At 34.3% G+C, this 19182-nt stretch carries 18 protein-coding genes and 1 riboswitch; of the genes, 7 read left to right on the top strand and 11 right to left on the bottom strand.

What is annotated here, in order from left to right:
• Positions 1-570: 570 nt before the first annotated feature.
• Positions 571-2097 (top strand): FAD-dependent oxidoreductase, encoded by a 1527-nt coding sequence (locus NLJ82_RS02190; protein ID WP_000199954.1) that lies wholly within the window; start codon positions 571-573, stop codon positions 2095-2097.
• Between the two features lie 139 nt (positions 2098-2236).
• Entirely contained in the window at positions 2237-3538 is a 1302-nt protein-coding gene (locus tag NLJ82_RS02185) for an MFS transporter (RefSeq protein ID WP_001183110.1), read from the top strand.
• Between the two features lie 13 nt (positions 3539-3551).
• On the opposite strand, the gene NLJ82_RS02180 is transcribed toward NLJ82_RS02185, so the two are convergent.
• Positions 3552-4334 carry a nucleotidyltransferase domain-containing protein gene (locus NLJ82_RS02180; RefSeq protein WP_001208294.1) on the bottom strand — a complete coding sequence of 261 codons (783 nt, stop codon included), beginning with the start codon at positions 4332-4334 and terminating at the stop codon, positions 3552-3554.
• A 121-nt stretch (positions 4335-4455) separates the two neighbouring features.
• Positions 4456-5565 (bottom strand): PRK06851 family protein, encoded by a 1110-nt coding sequence (locus NLJ82_RS02175; RefSeq protein WP_000147491.1) that lies wholly within the window; start codon positions 5563-5565, stop codon positions 4456-4458.
• Positions 5566-5714: 149 nt separating this feature from the next.
• Positions 5715-5827: riboswitch (SAM riboswitch) on the top strand.
• An 86-nt stretch (positions 5828-5913) separates the two neighbouring features.
• Here NLJ82_RS02175 and NLJ82_RS02170 point away from each other — a divergent pair.
• The gene (locus NLJ82_RS02170) at positions 5914-6546 is read left to right on the top strand and encodes a cyclase family protein (protein ID WP_000862959.1); all 633 of its coding nucleotides are present in this window, start codon (positions 5914-5916) and stop codon (positions 6544-6546) included.
• Between the two features lie 27 nt (positions 6547-6573).
• Here NLJ82_RS02170 and NLJ82_RS02165 read toward each other — a convergent pair whose 3' ends face one another.
• The 6 genes from NLJ82_RS02165 to NLJ82_RS02140 form a co-directional block, all read right to left on the bottom strand.
• Entirely contained in the window at positions 6574-6954 is a 381-nt protein-coding gene (locus NLJ82_RS02165) for a hypothetical protein (protein ID WP_000424101.1), read from the bottom strand.
• A gap of 425 nt (positions 6955-7379) precedes the next feature.
• Positions 7380-8645: a hypothetical protein gene (locus tag NLJ82_RS02160; protein ID WP_000434742.1), complete on the bottom strand. Its 1266-nt coding sequence runs from the start codon at positions 8643-8645 to the stop codon at positions 7380-7382.
• Between the two features lie 237 nt (positions 8646-8882).
• Positions 8883-9551, bottom strand: coding sequence for a YwrJ family protein (locus tag NLJ82_RS02155; RefSeq protein WP_001004271.1), 669 nt, complete (start codon positions 9549-9551; stop codon positions 8883-8885).
• A 162-nt stretch (positions 9552-9713) separates the two neighbouring features.
• Positions 9714-10163 carry a spore coat protein gene (locus NLJ82_RS02150; protein WP_000432501.1) on the bottom strand — a complete coding sequence of 150 codons (450 nt, stop codon included), beginning with the start codon at positions 10161-10163 and terminating at the stop codon, positions 9714-9716.
• A gap of 20 nt (positions 10164-10183) precedes the next feature.
• Complete coding sequence (locus tag NLJ82_RS02145; protein ID WP_000051521.1) at positions 10184-10699, bottom strand: hypothetical protein; 516 nt, start codon at positions 10697-10699, stop codon at positions 10184-10186.
• A gap of 236 nt (positions 10700-10935) precedes the next feature.
• Positions 10936-11175 carry a helix-turn-helix domain-containing protein gene (locus NLJ82_RS02140; RefSeq protein WP_001004507.1) on the bottom strand — a complete coding sequence of 80 codons (240 nt, stop codon included), beginning with the start codon at positions 11173-11175 and terminating at the stop codon, positions 10936-10938.
• 181 nt (positions 11176-11356) lie between these two features.
• Between NLJ82_RS02140 and NLJ82_RS02135 the strand changes: the two genes are divergently transcribed.
• Positions 11357-11725, top strand: coding sequence for a hypothetical protein (locus NLJ82_RS02135; protein WP_000235473.1), 369 nt, complete (start codon positions 11357-11359; stop codon positions 11723-11725).
• A gap of 195 nt (positions 11726-11920) precedes the next feature.
• Here NLJ82_RS02135 and NLJ82_RS02130 read toward each other — a convergent pair whose 3' ends face one another.
• A complete protein-coding gene (locus tag NLJ82_RS02130) occupies positions 11921-12970 on the bottom strand; it encodes an NAD(P)/FAD-dependent oxidoreductase (protein WP_001078293.1) in 1050 nt (349 codons plus the stop codon).
• Between the two features lie 331 nt (positions 12971-13301).
• Between NLJ82_RS02130 and NLJ82_RS02125 the strand changes: the two genes are divergently transcribed.
• From NLJ82_RS02125 to NLJ82_RS02115, 3 genes are read left to right on the top strand one after another with little or no spacing between them, the layout of a single operon-like run.
• Complete coding sequence (locus NLJ82_RS02125; RefSeq protein WP_000732583.1) at positions 13302-14219, top strand: iron-hydroxamate ABC transporter substrate-binding protein; 918 nt, start codon at positions 13302-13304, stop codon at positions 14217-14219.
• Positions 14220-14267: 48 nt separating this feature from the next.
• Positions 14268-15308, top strand: coding sequence for a FecCD family ABC transporter permease (locus NLJ82_RS02120; protein ID WP_000823048.1), 1041 nt, complete (start codon positions 14268-14270; stop codon positions 15306-15308).
• The gene (locus NLJ82_RS02115) at positions 15305-16312 is read left to right on the top strand and encodes a FecCD family ABC transporter permease (RefSeq protein ID WP_000613090.1); all 1008 of its coding nucleotides are present in this window, start codon (positions 15305-15307) and stop codon (positions 16310-16312) included. The genes NLJ82_RS02120 and NLJ82_RS02115 overlap by 4 nt, the downstream gene beginning before the upstream one ends.
• A gap of 49 nt (positions 16313-16361) precedes the next feature.
• Here the strand turns inward: NLJ82_RS02115 and NLJ82_RS02110 are convergent, their stop codons facing one another.
• Complete coding sequence (locus tag NLJ82_RS02110; RefSeq protein WP_000120380.1) at positions 16362-18590, bottom strand: hypothetical protein; 2229 nt, start codon at positions 18588-18590, stop codon at positions 16362-16364.
• Positions 18587-19174 (bottom strand): hypothetical protein, encoded by a 588-nt coding sequence (locus NLJ82_RS02105; protein WP_000928931.1) that lies wholly within the window; start codon positions 19172-19174, stop codon positions 18587-18589. Before NLJ82_RS02105 ends, NLJ82_RS02110 begins: the two co-directional genes overlap by 4 nt.
• Positions 19175-19182: the final 8 nt, after the last annotated feature.

Genomic DNA, 19182 nt, shown 5'->3' with positions numbered 1-19182 from the left:
TTTCTTATGCCGCGCCTTGCGCAACTTACATATATCAATTCTTGCTTCCAGATTGATTTTACTAGGTGATTAAAAAGCATCTAGTATAAGGAAAATATACTCACTCTATCGTCACTTATTTTTCGCTTTTATTATCAATGAAAAACATTTATCTTTTTACTCTCTATCAACCTTTCCACATGATGAATCATATCAATAGAATTTCTACATTGTCAATAACTTTTATGATCTAGTAATAAAAGTTGGTTATATTTTTATAATTATACTTTATTTCAATAAAGAAAAAACACATATTTTATAAGGTTTCATCTATTATACAGATACGTACCTTAACATGCTATAGACTCTATCTTATTCAAGAACTCTCTGTGTAAACAACAAATACACTCACTTAAATTTAAGCTTTACACAACTTCTACCTCTTCATACCAACAAGACCTAATAATTATATTGAAATAATTTTATCTTTCTTTTAAATAAAAATAGCCTTCCTCTAAAACAGCACACATGAATTTCATCTCATATGGAAATATTAAAAGGAAAATTGTTCTAAATCAGGAGGTTTCCTTAATGACAAGCGATACATTTCCACAATTCCCATCATCTTATTGGATTGAATCTACTCAACTCCCTGCTTTTCCCCCTTTATCTGAAAATATAAAGACAAAAGTCGCTATTATAGGTGCTGGTATTACAGGTATTACTACTGCCTATTTACTTGCAAAAGAAGGCATCGATGTTGTATTAATTGATTCTGGTCTTATTTTAAACGGGACGACTGGACATACAACAGCGAAGATAACAGCGCAACATGATCTTATTTATGATGAATTAATAAACCATTTCGGTATGGAAAAGGCCGGGCTTTTCTATGAATCAAATAATCATGCTCTACAATTTATTAATGAAACTTTGCAAACATATAAAATCGACTGTAATTTCTCAAATGAAGATTCATATTTATATACAACTACTGATAAGGGATTAAGAAATTTATCGAAAGAATATGAAGCTTATCAAAAATTAAATATACCTTGTGACTATGTTCAATCTCTATCGATTCCAATTCCAGTACAATCTGCACTTGTCATGAAAAATCAAGCCCAGTTTCATCCCCTTCTTTATTTGAAAACGCTTTTAGAAAAGTTTGTGGAGATGGGTGGAAAAGTTTATGAACAAACGACTGCCATGGATGTAGAAAAAGGAGATTCTCCACAAGTCATTACAAAGGGCGGACATCGCATTACTTGTGAATATGTTGTCTCTTGTTCACACTTTCCTTTTTATGATGCGAATAGCTTTTTCTTTACACGAATGTACGCAGAACGCTCTTATGCTCTTGCTATTAAAACAAAAACAGATTATCCAGGTGGCATGTATTTAAGTATTGATGACCCAAAGCGCTCCTTACGCTACACAACAAGCAATGGGGAAAAATTAATTTTAATTGGCGGAGAAAGTCATAAAACAGGCCAAGGAATAAACACGATGCTTCATTATGAAGCACTGTATTCTTTTGCAGAAGCAACGTTTGGGGTAGATGAGGTTCCTTATAGATGGTCAGCACAAGATTTAATCACGCTAGATAAGGTCCCTTATATCGGACATATTAACGAGAGCAATCCAAATATATTTGTTGCAACTGGATATCGTAAATGGGGGATGACAACTGGAACTGCTGCCGCTCATTTACTGAAGGATTCCATTCTAAAAGTAGACAGTCCATATAAAGAACTATATGCACCTTCACGCTTTCATGCAAATCCAGATATAAAAACGTTCTTCTCCCAAAACATTGATGTTGCGAAACATTTAATTGAAGGAAAGATTGAAACTGCATTACGTAAGCCAGAAGATCTCGAAGTTGGTGAAGGATCTGTCGTACATGTTAACGGGAAACGAGCAGGTGCTTATAAGGACAAAGATGGAAAATTACATATTGTCGATACAACTTGTACACATCTCGGCTGCGAAGTTGAATGGAATAATGGTGATTGTACTTGGGACTGCCCTTGCCACGGTTCCCGTTTTTCAATTGAAGGAGGTGTTATTGAAGGTCCGGCAGATCAACCGTTAAAACGAGTTGATAATGAGTAAATAAAGAAGTTCAACAGAATGACTGTTGAACTTCTTTATTTACTATAAAACTTTTTCATATAAATTCCGACATAAGAAGGGAAATATTAACATCAAATGAAATAATATATTCATCTACAAATCAAAAGGGGTGAACATTATGCAACCTTCAGCTCCACCTCATCTAGAATCTACAAAAACTATCTTTTTAAACTCTATTACAAAACTTGTTGTTTTTATTTGTTGGCTAGCCATTCTAGCTGACGGCTATGATTTAGGTATTTACGGGGCCGTTCTGCCTAAGCTACTGGAAGACAACAGCTGGGCACTATCACCAGCTCATGCTGGTACAATTGCAAGCTATGCTTTGTTTGGTATGTTTATTGGCGCTATTCTAGTTGGAACTATTACAGATCTAATTGGACGAAAATGGACGCTTATATGCTGTTTAGCACTTTTTTCTATCACAATGGGCCTAGCTGCACTTGCTCCTTCTCCTGAATTATTTGGACTATGGCGATTTATCGGAGGAATTGGACTAGGCGGTGTCATTCCAACAGCTTCCGCACTTACTGTTGAATATTCACCCAAAAAGCGACAATCTTTTATTTATGCTCTTATGTTTACTGGCTATCCTTTAGGTATCGTGTTAGGCGCTATTTTGTCCATGTTTATGTTAGAAGACTTCGGATGGAGAATTATGTTTGGCATCGGAATGATTCCACTACTCCTCATTCCTTTCATTATTCGTTATTTACCTGAATCCATTCAATTTTTGTTATCACGTAACCGCCAAGAAGAAGTGGATAAAATTCTTAATCGTTTTCAAATTGAATTCCATGCAAAAGAGAAAACTCATCAACCCCCATCTAATATACGAAAGAAAAATGGATTTCTTACTTTATTCTCAAAAGAATACATAAAAGCAACGCTGCTTTTTTGGATCACTTATATAATGGGGATGTTTTTAATATACGGTTTAAATACTTGGTTACCTCAGATGATGCGACAGGCAGGATATCCTCTTGGATCTAGTTTATCATTTCTACTTATGCTAAATATTACCGCCGCTATCGGTGCATTATTTGCTGGAGCAATCGCAGATCGTATAGGAGCCAAAATTGTTATTAGCATTTCCTATCTTATGGCAGCTGTATGTATTGGACTATTAACAATTAAACCATCTGTTACAATCATTTATCTTTTAATTGGTCTTGCTGGAATTGGATCGGTCGGTATTACTCAAATATTAAATGCATATGTGACACAATACTTCCCATCCCATATCCGAGCTACTTCCTTAGGCTGGGGACTTGGACTTGGCCGAGTTGGCGCAATTACTGGTCCTATTCTTGTCGGTATTATTATGACAATGCAATATGACTTAGTATGGAATTTTTACTTATTCTCATTTGCAGGTCTTCTTGCAGCTATATCTGTTTTCTTTATTCCTACAAAATAAAAAGAGCACAAACTTACTTGTGCTCTTTTTCGTATACCGCAAACAACATATCTCGAAACAATGTATTTAAACTCTCAATATCGATCCCTGATCCCTTTTCAATTCCTTTTACATATTGCTGATAGTAATGAATTTGTTCTTCCAAAAATTGATTCAACACATCAATTTTTAATCCAACATCTAATTCAGTACCTGCCTTTTTCTTTATTAACAACTGTTCAATTTCATCTAATACGCTACGCTCCAATGATAATTCTGTAATTAATCGATCGAATTCTACAGGAGGCAAAGTTGTTTTCTCCTCTAGCCACTTACAAGCCAAAATAGGACGCAATACATAAAAGTACTTTTTTAATTTTACATTCTCATCTTGCAAAAATTCACGATAATTTTTTGAAGCCATATGTAAGTAATGATATATCGTCGCTTTCGGATCGAAGTTCTTTTCACTCATTTGCTGAAGCTGTTCTGGAAAATTAGAGTTTTTCGAATAAAAAATGGGTGATCGAATCCATTCGAGTAAAGCTGGGTTTGACTTTGCAAATAGTTGTAACGCTTTTTTAATATCCCATCCGCTTATATCTAAATCATCACTAATCGGATACTCAATTACATCTCGTTTATCATGAATGGATAAATACCATTCTACCGGGTGCATATAAACGAATCTAACATCATAATCACTATCTTTTGATGGAAATCCCCATGCACGACTCCCTGACTCCACAGCGAATAAAATTTTCACATCATTTTCTTTCTCAATTCGTTCTAACTCCAACTTAATTTTCTCTCTCATTTCATACCCTCTCCATTTTTTGATTATTTCCTTGGAAATTCGACAAATATATTACTAAGTTTACTACATACTAAAATAGCTGTCAGAAAATTTCCGACAGCCTGTCAAAATTCGTTATTTTTTACTTGTTCTTTTCAGTTACACTAACCGCAATTCGTTCAAACTCTTTTTGAATCTCCTCTTTGTATGCATCTACTTTTGAAAAGTCCATAGCAGCAATATAAATTCGTTCTAATTTATCACGAACTGATTTCGCTTTCGCTAAAAAAGACATCGCCTCGTTCATTTTTGCTTTATATTGAATAGAGACGTCACGAATTTCCTCCGCATACTTCTCATCCGTCCCTGGTGTTACAATAAGGGCATACATATCTATAATTTCATCACCTTCGCGGCTCGGAAAATATTCATGTGGTGCGGTGCTATCGAAAATCGCAAACCCTAATTCTCTTACGATCACCATATCAAGGCTATTTGGATCAAACCCACAATGATATACTTCAACTTCAAATCCTTTTTCTTCTGCTGCCTTAGCTAATTTTTTGAGCATTGTTGATTTCCCAGAACCTGGGCGTCCTTTTATAAAATAACGATGTGGTAATCCTTCTGTTAAATTAGGAACAAAATCAACTGCTCCTTTCGGTGTAGCTGCTCCTAAAAACCGATGTTTCACAAGCGATTGTTTCCCAACTTTATCTGTAAATAATTTCTGAATGAGCTGCTCGGTTAGTTCGTTCGCTTTATTAAAATCAATATTACTAATATATATTTTCTCCCACTCATCATGTATAACTAATGCCTCGTTAAAACGAGCGTAAGCAGCTTGAAAAGCTTTGCTTGCTTCTGAAACAAATCGTTCAATTTCCACTTTCTGCTTTCTTAACTTATCTGAATCCCAAGCAATTCCTAAATTAATATACTCCTCGACAACTCCTGGCATTTTTGGCTCAATAACATGCGGTGATGTTCCATCAACAATTCCTACTTTTAACTTCGGGATGATGACACCATCAACCGATTTATTATCAGAAGAACAATGTAAAAATTCAATATCATATCCCTTTTCAACCCATTCACGACCTATTGCCTTAATTAAAGAAGATTTTCCCGTTCCAGGTCCACCCTTTAAAATAAATAATCTGTTTAGTCCTTTTAAATTCTCTTCATATAAATTATGAAATCCTCTAGCTGTATTTCCACCAGCATAATAATTCAATACATTCCCTGTCACTGCACTCACTCCTTCGCAGCATTCTATTTACATAAACTACAATATGCGAGCAACTTTATTTGGGTGAATACCTATTTTGTGTTGCACAGAAAAAGGAAATGAATTACAATTTCATTATCACGAAGATTCAGAACTTTAAATTGAATATACCTTTATCAAGAGAGGCAGAGGGACCGGCCCTTTGAAGCCCAGCAACCTCAGTTTATACAAACTGAATAGGTGCTAATTCCTGCAAAATGCATTGCATTTTGAAAGATAAAACGTAACTATTGTGTGCAAAACTCATCTTTCTTGATTATGAAAGGTGAGTTTTTTATATTTCAAAATATATACTTGGAGGTATTTAAAGTGAAAGTAATTGACCTATCCCAAACATTTGAAAACAATATGTCTCAATTTCCTGGAACACCAAAAATCAATTTAGAAGCCATTACAAGCGTTGAAGAAACAGGTTATCAAGTTACAGATTTTCATTCTGTCGTTCATGTTGGTACACATTGTGATGCTCCTGCTCATTTCATTTCAGGCGCAACGACTATTGATCAATTGCCCCTAGACCAATTTGTAGGTGAAGCTGTTCTTATCGACGTAACTCATGTACAAGAACGAAAACTACCTAAAGAAGTATTACACAATGCTGACATAAAAGAAGATGATATTGTCATTTTCCATTCCAACCTATCTAATAAATGGAATACAGAAGCGTATGAACAAGAAGCCTTTTATCTTTCCGAAGAATTAGCTGAAGAATTAGTTCAATTAAAAGTAAAATCTGTCGGTTTAGATTTCATTTCTCCTGACGAGGTAACGACAGAAACATCGCCAATTCATCACATACTACTTGGGAATAATATTTATTTAATCGAAAACTTAACAAACTTAGATGCCATTAATGCGAAACGTTTCTTTTTCTCAGCGGCACCTTTAAAAATTAAAAATAGCGACGGTGCTTTCGCAAGAGCATTCGCTGTAATTTTTTAAACAAACTATACAAAAAAGCAAAGATCGTCATTGACCTTTGCTTCTATTTCTTTTATTTAAACTAAGAAAGAATTGCTCAACGCGAGGACGTAACCAAGCTAAATAATCTTTCTCTTTCTTCTTTGTACAAACTATTTCTTCCCCATCAACCATTCCGACAAGCTCTAGCTCTAACAGTTGCCTCGTAAATGCTAACATATTTATTTCTTCTTCCGGATACTCTTCTTTTAATTTCTCCTCAATTTCCCCTAATAAAAAACCGTCACGCATCATTGCCAATGCATCAATCCAAAGTGGCGGCATTTCATATTTTTCTCCTGTAATTGTATCTTTTACAATATAATTCTTTTGCTCTTTTCGAAATTGAATCGCGTGTAAGCATACAGTCGAATTTAATGTTAATTCCATCATACCACCTCTTTCATAATATCTGCATAGAAAAAAGGATGCGCGTGCACCCCTTCTTTTTCTAACACTACCGAACCGTTACATGAATAACAAATCTCATGTCGATATTTTCCTCCATTATAAACGAAGTATTTTATAAAAAAAACCCTTCTCGAAACATTTTATAAAATGTTTATATTTACGCAACAAGAACACTTTTCTGAAAAATATTTTCTTCTAGCGCATTATGCTATCGGTAAAAAAATCTCCACCTTCATTCCTAGCTCTCCGCTACTTTGAATCGCAATACTTCCTTGCTACTCCTCATGATCAATACAAAAACTCTACATATTATCTCATTAAATGATAAGGAAATTACTTTCAGAGCAATCTGTAACCTTATAACGAGAAAAGGAAGGAGATTTCCCCTTCCTTTTCATCACAATTTATATCCACCTTACTCGATCATGTAGCAATCCATCCGTAAAGTCATTTCCACCAACTACAAAATCATTCATATATAAATTCAAATATTCTCCGTACTTACTTTCTGTATTTAATAATAATTCCTCTACATAATAGGCACCTTGTTTAAAGTTATCGAACAGTAAACTACACAAGCCAGCATAAATGCCACATCCTACTTGGAAGTATGTCGCATTCGTTTTATATTTATGAAAAACTTGACTACTATTCATCACGTTATACATATAAGTCTCGCTATTTTCATAAACGAGTAATACACCGACTAGATCCTCGCCCGCAATCTCTTCTTCGGCTGGATTAAATACTTTACGATTCCAATTCCATAGATCTTCTACCTTATCTAAGTTCTGTCTAATTATATTTGTTGTATACTCGTTAATTCGGTAAAGAAACCCTACTTCCATGTTAAAGTTTTTCCCTAAAATTAAAACTTCCTCATGCGGCATCAAACAACCATAAAATTCTTTCTCTCCCAACTTTACTTTATACTCTGAAGCATATACATCTTCATAAAAGTAAAGAGGACGATGATGACTCATATACATCGGATAACTCCATATCGCTTCATCTAGAAATCGCTCTACTGCCCATGAAGCATACAGTGTATGAGGCTTTATAAGTGCTGTATCATTCAAAAATGACGTATCATGTTCTACTATATAGCATGCTTTTGGCTTTTCATTTGGACGTTCCTTCATAAGTTCAACAACCATCCATTGAACAACACCTGGGTTCATACCTGAGCCTATAATTGCTTTTGTATTTGTAAATTTCTCTTTTTCCTTCTCAAACCGCGTATATCTTTCCGTAAGTTGAAAGCCGATTAAACTATCGTCCTGATCTACTGCCTCATTTTCCAAAGCTGAATTAATATAACAAATTCCAAGTTCATTACAACAGCTTAATACTCTGATCGTATCTGCCCCTGAAACATCAATCACAACGCTCGTACTACTTTCTTTTAAATGTTTTTTAAATGTCACTACATCTTGGAGATCTATTTCGGATAAAAACAATTGATCTTCCAAATTTGGAAACAACTCGTCATAATACGTCCTATCTTTTTGTTTTATATCAACCAAATAAAATGTAACATTCTTTATCACTTCATAAATCGGGTCTTTTTCATTTACTATCGCTTGATTTAAAATCGCTAAAACTGCTTTTGCTGCTCCACCAGCACTACCAAGTAATGTAATCGATAACGAATTTGGAAACTGCTCCACCAACAAAACCCCTTTAATATATTAGTTAAGCAGTTCTCCCTCAAAAAAATAAATTGAATACATCAAAAGATAGCTCGTACATATTCTTTATAATTTAGTACAAAATTTCCTCTTCAACAGTCATACTAACATATTTATATTCAATTCATTTTTCCCCTCATATTCAGATCAAGCTAAACAAATAGGCTCGACCTTTTCTTCTGCATATAAAAGAAAAAGCCAGCCCTTTCAATTAACTTACGGACAATGGACAGATTTTACATGTTGAATATTTACATACATTTTCGCATCACGCGCTTTTAATATTTCAATATGCCCTTCATCAATCTTCGCCATCTTTCCGATTTTATTATATTCCTCACCTAAATCGAACACCATAATTTTTCCAGACATTTTAATAAGTTGTTCTTCAAACGTTCGAGCTAACGTAATATTTAAGGGATTCACGGGGAGTTCATTTTTATTGAGGGCGTAAGGCACTTGATTTTCTTTATACGGAATTAACCATTTCAAGTGTTTTAAAGATATATATACAGTTTTATAAACTGGACTATAAAAAACAATATAATCGTTCATTACACTTGTAACATACCCATGTATTGGAGCATTTCCTGCTACATAAATTTCCGTAAAAATCCCTTTGGAAGTACTTAATACTTTCCTCAAAGAAATTGAAGGTGACTCTCTCTTAATTACAGAATCCACATCTGGTTTTAAGATTTCTTCATCATGTGGTCGTAAAAATTTATAATATTGTACATGGTATAAAGATATATATACGTAGTCTTGTCCATTGTAAAGAACAACGATATCATTTCCTACGTCTATTAATACACCTTTAAACCTTTTTTCACCAATTAATTTAACATATATATTTTCTCCAATACTTTTGTTTAACTCATTCATCTATATCCTCCTTCCTATGAATTTCTTCTTTCCTGTCTTTCATTTCTAAAAAAATAATCAGGGCAAAGTTCTGTTTTAATAGTAAGTAATTCCTTTTCATACTATTGAAATAAGAAATTGTTCTTCTCTTTCCCTCATAATGCCCCTCTTATTTATTAAACATTATTCATCTTCATTCTTTTTACATTTAACTACTTGACTCACACTCTTAATATGAGACTTAACTACATAAATCACTTCATCGCAGTTTACTAGTGTAATGCAGCCATGGTGTACCTCACTTAACAAACCTTCCACACATTCTGGACCACCACGATTAATTTTTACCCACTTATACTTCAAGTCTTTTAATATATCTAGAAAAGTATCCTCATCAGAGCAGAAACATGAACTATAGCAATCACCACATTTACTTTCTTTTACTTTCTTAACTAGACTCTTCACATGCTTCAAGTGATAATATACTAATTCACCATGTGGTAATTGTAACGTTAGATAATCTTTGCCTAACGATACAAGCTCACCAACTCGACTTTCTGGTCCGCGAAGGTTTACTTTGACAGTCTCACCAACTAAACATTTAATTTGGTCACAACATAATACATTCTCCAATTTCGTATCCCCCTTTCTTATTATCTTCCTCTACTTGATTGTCTTTGTGCACGAGCACGACCTGAATTATTGCTACTTTCCTTACTATCGTCGCTCTCATCGCTCTCTCCACAAGCTAAAGCATTATAGTTAACACTTTTAATATGCTTTATTGCAATTAAGATAATTTCTTCTTTTACGATTAATGTTACGAAGTCACAAGAAACATCTTGTAAAATGCCTTCCACTTTCTCTGGACCACCGCGATTAATTTTCACCCAGCAATATTTGAAACTTTCAAGCAGTTCTTCAAAGTCTTCTGCACAGGCGCAATCTTCCCACTCGCAATCACTTGATCCACATTCTTTCGCATTTTTTGTGATACTCTTTAGATGTTTAAGTTGATAGTAATAAAGCTCACCTTTTTCATTCTGCAATACGAAGTAGTCCGGACATACTGATATTATTGTTCCTTTTTGAGATTCTGGACCACCCCTGTTTACTCTCACAAAAGATCCAATTAAGTCTTTCAAAAAATCACAATGAAATAAACTCACGAGAAAACCCCTTCCATTAATTTATAAGCTTTTGCACTGATAGTATATGTATCTGTACAGGTTACGTTCTCTATGTTTGTCCTAGCTAGAAAAAAATATGCTTTTAACATGGTAGACTACTACCTATCAAAATTTGAGGAAAGGCTAAGAACTCCTTATGCTTTTAATATCTTTAAACAAAAAAATCCCTTATGAAGATACATTTCTGCATATCTTCATAAGGGATTTCCCATAGTTTAATCTTCGTCTTTAACATCCATATCTTCTGGAATTGGTTCGTTCAATATTTCTTCCACTAATTGCTTATATTTCTCCATTTGTTCTAAATGTGTATTGAATTGTTCTTTATTTAATAAATATTGCTCTCCATCAAATAGTGCACGAATTTTCTTTTGCTGAATTAACTCTTCAATATACGACTTTGGTAAATTTAAATACTCCGCAGCTTCTTCTACTGTTATATACAACTCGTTCATTCCTTTATTATTTTTTCCTATATACTGTATCTTACTTTATTTTTGTAAACAAATAAAAAAGATTTTGTAAATGCAACCTAAAAAGCAGGTAGATGCATTCCATATATTGTATAATAGTATATAGTAAGAATTTTTTAAATATAGAATGGTATTACCCATTTACACAAAGGAGAGTTAACATATGGCTACTCGTCACATCATTACAATGTTAGAAAAAACATTACAAATTGAAACAGAAAACACAATTTCTCATTTAACTGCATCTTTATCTGATCGTATTCTTTCTCAAAGCGTAGCAATACAGGAAAACAATTGTTACCATACAATTGGAGAATGGTACAAAAATCATTTCTTATTCCAACAAGATGATTTCCTTTGGGCTAAATACGTTTTCTATGACGCATATTGTGAGGAAATAAAAAAACAAGGTCATCTTACAAAACGTGTTCGCCAAATATTAGAATCATTAGCTCGAATGCATGGAAAACAGTACATTGCTTCTATATTAAACATGCCATTTCCTAACGAACGAGCTAAAGGAACAGCATAATGTAATACAGTTCTGCGTCAGCAAAACATAGATTCATTATTTTCTAGGAAGATTCACAAATAAAATGTTCATGTCACATGAACTGATGAAACCGGTGTCATTATAATGATTGAAAATATAGTAAACAGGAAAACCCCCATTTACCTCTCTCATCATTCGAATAGAGAAGTAAATGGGGGGATACTTGTTCCTTTACTATTTCATCATCTGCTTAATCAATTCTCGATTTCTCTTCTTAAATACCTCATTATGCGAAGAAACCATTCCATACTCACTTGCATCTGGCTGAATAAATTGTTTCGCTTTATTCACAGCATTTCCAGCATCTTGGAATGCTCCCGCAATTAAGTGTAATTTTCCTTCATGCTTTAAAATATCCCCAGCAGCATATAATCCGTCTACTGAAGACTCACTATTTGCATTCCCTGCAATATAAAAATTATCTATAATCGCAACGTCTAACTCACTATTTTCTAATAATGTAATGTCACGTTCATATCCATGATTAATAATAACTTCATCAATAGGTAAATGAGAAACTTCACCTGTCTCATGATTCGTTAATTCTACATATTCAATCGCTTCATGACTATCACCAGCAATTAATTTTGTAATCGATGTATGAAAGAAACACTCAGCTGAGCTGTTCAGCAGTTGCTTCACTTGTGCTTCATGACCAGATAATTCTTCTTTTCTATATGTTACATATACTTTTTTCGCGATTGGTTCTAATTCATTTGCCCAATCAACGGCAGAATTTCCTCCGCCGGAAATAATGATCGTTTTATCTTTGAAACGCTTTAAAGACTTCACTGTATAATTTAAATTCGATACTTCAAATCGCTCAGCACCTTCAATTGATAACTTTTGTGGTTTCAATATACCACTTCCAGTTGCCACAATAACTGTTTTTGAAAAGTGTTCTTTTCCATCGTTTGCTTTTAACGTAAAAGTGCCATCTTTATTACGAATAATCGATTCTACTTTTGTATTTAATACAACTTCCGGCTGAAATGTTAACCCTTGTTGTACAAGTTGCTCAATTAATTTATCACCTGTAACTGGTAATAGTCCACCTACATCCCAAATCATCTTCTCTGGATAAACATGTATTTTTCCACCTAGCTGTGGTTGAAATTCTATTATTTTCGTTTTCATTTCTCTGAGTCCACTATAAAAAGCTGAATAAAGCCCTGCAGGTCCTCCGCCTATCACAGTTACATCAAACAATTCTTCTCGATTCATTCGTGCTCACTCCTCAGCTACTAATCATTGATTATCATTCTCAATAAAATATAACCTGTTTCCGCAAAATTTACAATTAAAATTACTATTGACAATACAACTAGATAAAATTATATTATTTAATGAATCAATAGTGATAATCATTATCAATTTGTTAATAATTAGAAAATTTGAGGTTACATCTTCTTTTATTAGTATGGTTAATACTATATTGTGACATCTCACATTCAAAATTTTTAATAAATATTTTGTATTACCACTACTCTTTCAAAAAGATTGCAGTTAAACAAATTATCGTATACACATATCATCTATTTAAAGGAGACAGACGATGAAAAAGTTATTTATTTCACTAACAGTTCTTTTCGTCCTTGTTATGAGCGCTTGTAGCAATGGCTCTACAGACAAAAAGAACGATGCAAAAGGTAGTAAATCAGAAACCATTACATACCAATCTGAAAATGGTAAAGTAGAAGTTTCTGCAAATCCAAAACGCGTTGTTGTTTTATCATCATTCGCTGGTAACGTAATGTCATTAGGTGTAAATCTTGTTGGGGTAGATTCATGGTCTAAACAAAACCCACGTTTTGATAGCAAACTTAAAGACGTTGCTGAAGTATCAGATGAAAATGTTGAAAAAATCGCTGAACTAAATCCAGATTTAATCATCGGTTTATCAAATATTAAAAATGTCGATAAGTTAAAGAAAATCGCTCCTACTGTAACATACACTTACGGAAAAGTTGATTACTTAACACAACATTTAGAAATCGGTAAGTTATTAAACAAAGAAAAAGAAGCAAAAACTTGGGTTGATGACTTCAAGAAACGTGCACAAGAAGCTGGTAAAGAAATTAAAGCAAAAATCGGTGAAGATGCTACAGTTTCTGTTGTAGAAAACTTCAACAAACAGCTTTATGTATACGGCGAGAACTGGGGCCGCGGAACAGAAATTCTGTACCAAGAAATGAAATTAAAAATGCCTGAAAAAGTAAAAGAAAAAGCATTAAAAGAAGGTTACTACGCATTATCTACTGAGGTATTACCTGAGTTTGCTGGTGATTACTTAATCGTAAGTAAAAACAAAGATACTGATAACTCATTCCAAGAGACAGAATCATATAAAAACATCCCAGCAGTAAAAAATAATCGTGTATACGAAGCAAACATGATGGAATTCTATTTCAATGATCCACTTACATTAGATTTCCAACTAGACTTCTTCAAGAAGAGCTTTCTTGGTAAATAATACAAACATGAGGAATTCTTATTTTAAGAATTCCTCTTCCTTTATTCTATGAAAAGAAAAGATGTGAAACGAATGACAAAAGAACATGACAATACACGTTCTATAGCTTTTACATACAAATTAATTTTAAGCATAATTGCATTCTTTCTTATTTTTATGGTAGCAATGGTATTAGGTGCTGCAGATACTTCAATAAAAGACGTATGGTCAGCACTCACTTCCTCCGCTAAAGGGGATAAAATATCTATTATTCGCGAAATACGTTTGCCCCGTGAAGTTGCCGCTATTTTTGTAGGAGCTGGACTTGCTGTTTCTGGAGCAATTATGCAAGGATTAACACGAAATCCACTTGCAGATCCTGGATTACTCGGGCTATCTGGTGGAGCAAATGCTGCGCTTGCACTAACCCTTGCTTTCAACCCTTCCATCAGCTATCTTTACTTAACATTAGCTTGCTTTATCGGTGCTGCAGTTGGTGCAATTATGGTATTTGGAATTGGTATGGTGAAAAAAGGAGGGCTCTCCCCTCTTCGAATTGTATTAGCTGGTGCTGCCGTTTCAGCATTTCTACTCGCAATTTCAGAAGGAGTCGGCATTTACTTCAAAATTTCACAAGATGTATCACTTTGGACTGCTGGAGGTGTAATTGGAACTACTTGGAGCCAATTGAAAGTTATTATTCCAGTCATTTCAATTAGTATCTTTATCGCTATCTTACTAGCAAAAAAATTGACAGTTCTTAGTTTCAGTGAAGAAGTGGCTATTGGACTAGGTCAAAAAATTATTGTTATTAAAACCATTCTATTTATCATTATCATCTTACTTGCAGGTGCGTCTGTAGCACTTGTCGGAAATATGGCATTTATCGGTTTAATGGTACCTCACATGGTACGCCCAATTGTCGGGCCAGATTACCGATTTGTTATACCGATGTCAGCAATTGCTGGGGCTTCCTTTATGCTACTTGCAGATACAATCGGACGTACCATTAACGCTCCGTACGAAACACCAGTTGCCGCTATTGTCGCAATTGTAGGATTACCATTCTTCCTATTTATTGTACGTAAAGGAGGAAAAATGTTCTCATGATACCATCTATTCTAAGAAAACAACGTCTTATCATACTCGCTTTACTTATACTAACCATTACAACCATTGTAATTGGAATGGGGCTCGGTTCAGCATCTTTATCTTATGATCGACTACTCCCAACGTTAATGGGACAAGGAACTTTTAAAGAGGAGTTCGTTTTATACTCTTTAAGACTACCTAGAATTATCATTACATTATTAGCTGGTATGGCTCTCGCTTTATCAGGAGCTATTCTGCAAGGAATTACCCGAAATGATTTAGCTGAACCTGGTATTCTCGGAATCAACTCTGGGGCCGGTGTTGCTGTTGCTATTTTCTTCTTATACTTTCCAATAGATGTAGGTTCATTTCTTTACTTACTACCTATCGTTGGATTTATCGGAGCGTTTCTGACAGCTGTTCTAATCTACGTATTTTCATATAGTAAATCAACTGGACTTCAGCCGGTGCGATTAACATTAACCGGTATCGGTTTTGCATTTGCACTATCTGGAATGATGATTGTCCTTATTTCATCCGCAGATCGTATGAAAGTAGACTTTATTTCAAAATGGATTGCCGGAAATATTTGGGGAGATGACTGGATCTTCGTTTTAGCAATGCTCCCATGGTTAATCGTATTCATTCCGTTTGTTTTCTATAAAGCAAATCGATTAAACATTTTAGCATTAAACGAACCAGTCGCAATTGGCGTTGGAATTGAAATTGAAAAAGAACGCAGATACTTATTAGTGGCAGCCGTTGCGCTTGCAGCTGCAGCTGTTTCCGTAACAGGAGGAATTAGCTTTATTGGACTAATGGCTCCTCACATCGCAAAATCTTTAGTAGGTCCAAGGCATCAAATCTTCATGCCTATCGCCCTTTTAATCGGCGGATGGCTATTACTATTAGCAGACACAATTGGACGAAATATCGTTGAACCTAACGGTATCCCAGCAGGTATTGTTGTCGCTTTAATTGGTGCTCCTTACTTTATGTATTTGTTGCTTAAGAAGGCGTAAAAAACACCCTCAAGAATGAAATCTTGAGGGTATTTTTATCTCCAGCATTTTATTCACTTTTATACATATCAACGCGTTTTACAAAATCATCAGCGACACTGAAATAGATAGCGTAGCCCTCCTTGCGGTATACAAGGGCATCACTATCTATCCCTTCTTCTATTCCATACGGCTCACCTAACCAACTCTTTAACTCATTTACAGGAATATTCATATGTAACCAAATTTTTTTAACTTTTGAAGGAAACATATCCAGGTTATAATCACCATAAGTAACAGTATTAGCTGCATCACAAGCTGTACACTTTGCTTCCTGTAAAGCATCAGGTGTACCAAATTCTTGTTTCACTGCAGATTGTTCTTGTCCAATCACATTCAATCCAAATGGTCCCAAATTCCCGTCAATTAAAGCTGTTTCTAGAACCTGTTTTAGTTCTTGCTTTGTTTTAACTTTAAAATTATAAGAAGAACCAGCGCTATCATTCACCGATATTGATGGAATTGACTTATCTGCATCCGATTCTTTTGCAAGAGTAGTATTTTCTTGAGAAGAACTCTTCTCTCCATTACTACGCCATACTATTTTCTCTCCATGCCAAGCACTGTTACTGTCCTCTTTCATCAAGTACATTCCACTTATACCAAATAGCATCAATATACCCATGCCAAGTGGAATATAGATTCTTTTATCTTTTTTTATAACCTGTAGTACACCTTTCACCTTATTGAAGGTCTTTGAAAGTCTTTCATTAGTTGTACAAGCGAGTAAATATTTATAGAAAGAATCCCATCCCTGTGTCTTTTTATACAATCTTTTCAAACTAATCATAACAGCGAATGGTACCTCTTCATTTTGTGATATTCGGTAAAAAGAATTTACTTTCTGACGCTTCGATTTCATAAATCGAGCAAGTAAAATAGCAAGGTATTGAGAAGAGCTAAACTCTTTTAATTCTTCACCAGGATATAAATCATGCTCATCTTTTCGTTTAACCATACGCATTTCATAGTCCAAAATCAGATTTAATTTTTGATTCTCTTTCAAACCATGATGCAAAAATTTCATTGTAAACTCAATCTTTGTCATCAAACCTAAATTCCTAAGATCATGATCATGAACTACCATCGGTAATTGTTTAAATAACTCTGCAGTAAAGGTGATAAAAGTATCCTTTTCTTTTTCGTATAGTTCTAACGATTTGCACATAAGCGCTGCAAATTTTAATAAGTTCGCATAATATTTAATACTTTTCCCATTCTTTATAATTGTTCGTTCCATAATTGGATACTTGCTAACGTGTTGATAAAACTGGTTAGATACTTGGACTGCTTTGTCAATTTCTTTTTTCTGTAATAAAGATTGTATATGAGAAATCGTTTCTATTGCCCATGTTACTACCTGTCCTTGCTCACCTTTAATTAATTGCAATTTATAAACGTTATCTTGCAAATATAACTTTTGAAATTCTATGCCACTCTTTTTCAGCTGCTTATTAACAGTTACAAATGCGCCACCATATAAACTCAATTGAACATACTTATAATGGGTTTTTAATTGTTCCAGATCCACCTTCAACTGTTCATTATATTTATCCCACATTTGTCGTACATTCTCTTGCGCGTTTACTATTTTTAAAGCATCTGGGTCTAATAATTTTGCAAGTCCTTTAACTAAGAAGGAGCCTCCAAACCCCATAATTAACGATGCCATTATTTGTGATACAAGCTGCACAAATTTTTTCCCTGGAAGCCTACTTTGTATATCTCTTAATAATTCTGTATATTGACCATATGCCTCATAGTAATTTTGAAAGTTTTTAATCGTGGTATCCATTGAAAGGTTCATTCTTTTCTTTAACCCCTCAAAAACATTACCTGTAAAATATAATTTTTTAAATAAATGTCCATGTTGATTTTTTGATATTTCTTCAAGAAATTCATAATACACTTTCCCTAAATATGGAAAACTCAGTATCCTCTTCAGCTCATCTCTAATTTCGCCCACCTGAGTTAATTGAAAAAAACGGGTAATATATTGTGAATACATTTCTTTATTATCTGGATTTTGTAAGGGCTTAAAGACTTCTTCTTCTAGCATTTTATTCCGTTTTTCAATACTTTCATGAATTTTTTGGAAAAGTGCCTCTCCTACTCTCTCGACAAAAGATTCAATTTCTTCTGCTACATTATGAGTAAGTTGCTCATATAATTGTTTTTTGGTTTCTAAATACAGCTCTACTGGATTATCAGCTTGCTCTTTTTCTTTTATATAACTCAAAACAGATTCCCCAACAAATCTAAAATATCTAATCCATCTACAGACGTAGACAAAATAGAACCCGCATCCGTTATATCCACAACACTATTCACTACATCTAAAGCGTCCAAATGAGTAGTATCAATCACATCTATATCTATATTCGGGGATATGAATTCTGGACTTGTATCAATTGTCATCCCTTCCCCTAGTGGATTCGAGTTCATATCATATAATTTTTCTCCTGTAGCTGTATTCATTGTTAAGCCACCCGAACTATTAGGCTGTGAGTACCCTATTATCCCTTCAACATTATCATGAAAAGTTTCCCCACCATACATATTTTGGCTAGAAGAAACGGTATGTCCACCTCCAAAATCAAAGGTCGTTCCATCATACGCATTCTCTTGAACACGAGCAATTGTTTCTCCATGACCATCCATTATAACGCCACCACCTTCAACAGGAGACGGCTGATACTCCGCGACCACTTCTCCGCTTCTGCTTTTCAAATCATATCCGCCAGTCAAATTCGGTAAAATAATCTTTTCTTCCAAACTATCATTAGTAGACTGTATTCCCTGAAATAATTGATTCATTAACATTTCACTAT

Origin of the sequence: Bacillus paranthracis (genome assembly GCF_024296885.1) — a bacterium.
Lineage (GTDB): Bacteria > Bacillota > Bacilli > Bacillales > Bacillaceae_G > Bacillus_A > Bacillus_A paranthracis.
This window is presented reverse-complemented; position numbering and strand designations above follow the sequence as displayed.

Excerpts from the sequence above, each read along its gene's own strand:
- NLJ82_RS02190 (WP_000199954.1), top strand. The coding sequence starts at position 571 with ATGACAAGCGATACATTTCCACAATTCCCATCATCTTATTGGATTGAA.
- NLJ82_RS02185 (WP_001183110.1), top strand. The coding sequence starts at position 2,237 with ATGCAACCTTCAGCTCCACCTCATCTAGAATCTACAAAAACTATCTTT.
- NLJ82_RS02180 (WP_001208294.1), bottom strand. The coding sequence starts at position 4,334 with ATGAGAGAGAAAATTAAGTTGGAGTTAGAACGAATTGAGAAAGAAAAT.
- NLJ82_RS02165 (WP_000424101.1), bottom strand. The coding sequence starts at position 6,954 with ATGGAATTAACATTAAATTCGACTGTATGCTTACACGCGATTCAATTT.
- NLJ82_RS02155 (WP_001004271.1), bottom strand. The coding sequence starts at position 9,551 with ATGAATGAGTTAAACAAAAGTATTGGAGAAAATATATATGTTAAATTA.
- NLJ82_RS02140 (WP_001004507.1), bottom strand. The coding sequence starts at position 11,175 with ATGAACGAGTTGTATATAACAGTAGAAGAAGCTGCGGAGTATTTAAAT.
- NLJ82_RS02135 (WP_000235473.1), top strand. The coding sequence starts at position 11,357 with ATGGCTACTCGTCACATCATTACAATGTTAGAAAAAACATTACAAATT.
- NLJ82_RS02130 (WP_001078293.1), bottom strand. The coding sequence starts at position 12,970 with ATGAATCGAGAAGAATTGTTTGATGTAACTGTGATAGGCGGAGGACCT.
- NLJ82_RS02125 (WP_000732583.1), top strand. The coding sequence starts at position 13,302 with ATGAAAAAGTTATTTATTTCACTAACAGTTCTTTTCGTCCTTGTTATG.
- NLJ82_RS02120 (WP_000823048.1), top strand. The coding sequence starts at position 14,268 with ATGAAAAGAAAAGATGTGAAACGAATGACAAAAGAACATGACAATACA.
- NLJ82_RS02115 (WP_000613090.1), top strand. The coding sequence starts at position 15,305 with ATGATACCATCTATTCTAAGAAAACAACGTCTTATCATACTCGCTTTA.
- NLJ82_RS02105 (WP_000928931.1), bottom strand. The coding sequence starts at position 19,174 with ATGTTAATGAATCAATTATTTCAGGGAATACAGTCTACTAATGATAGT.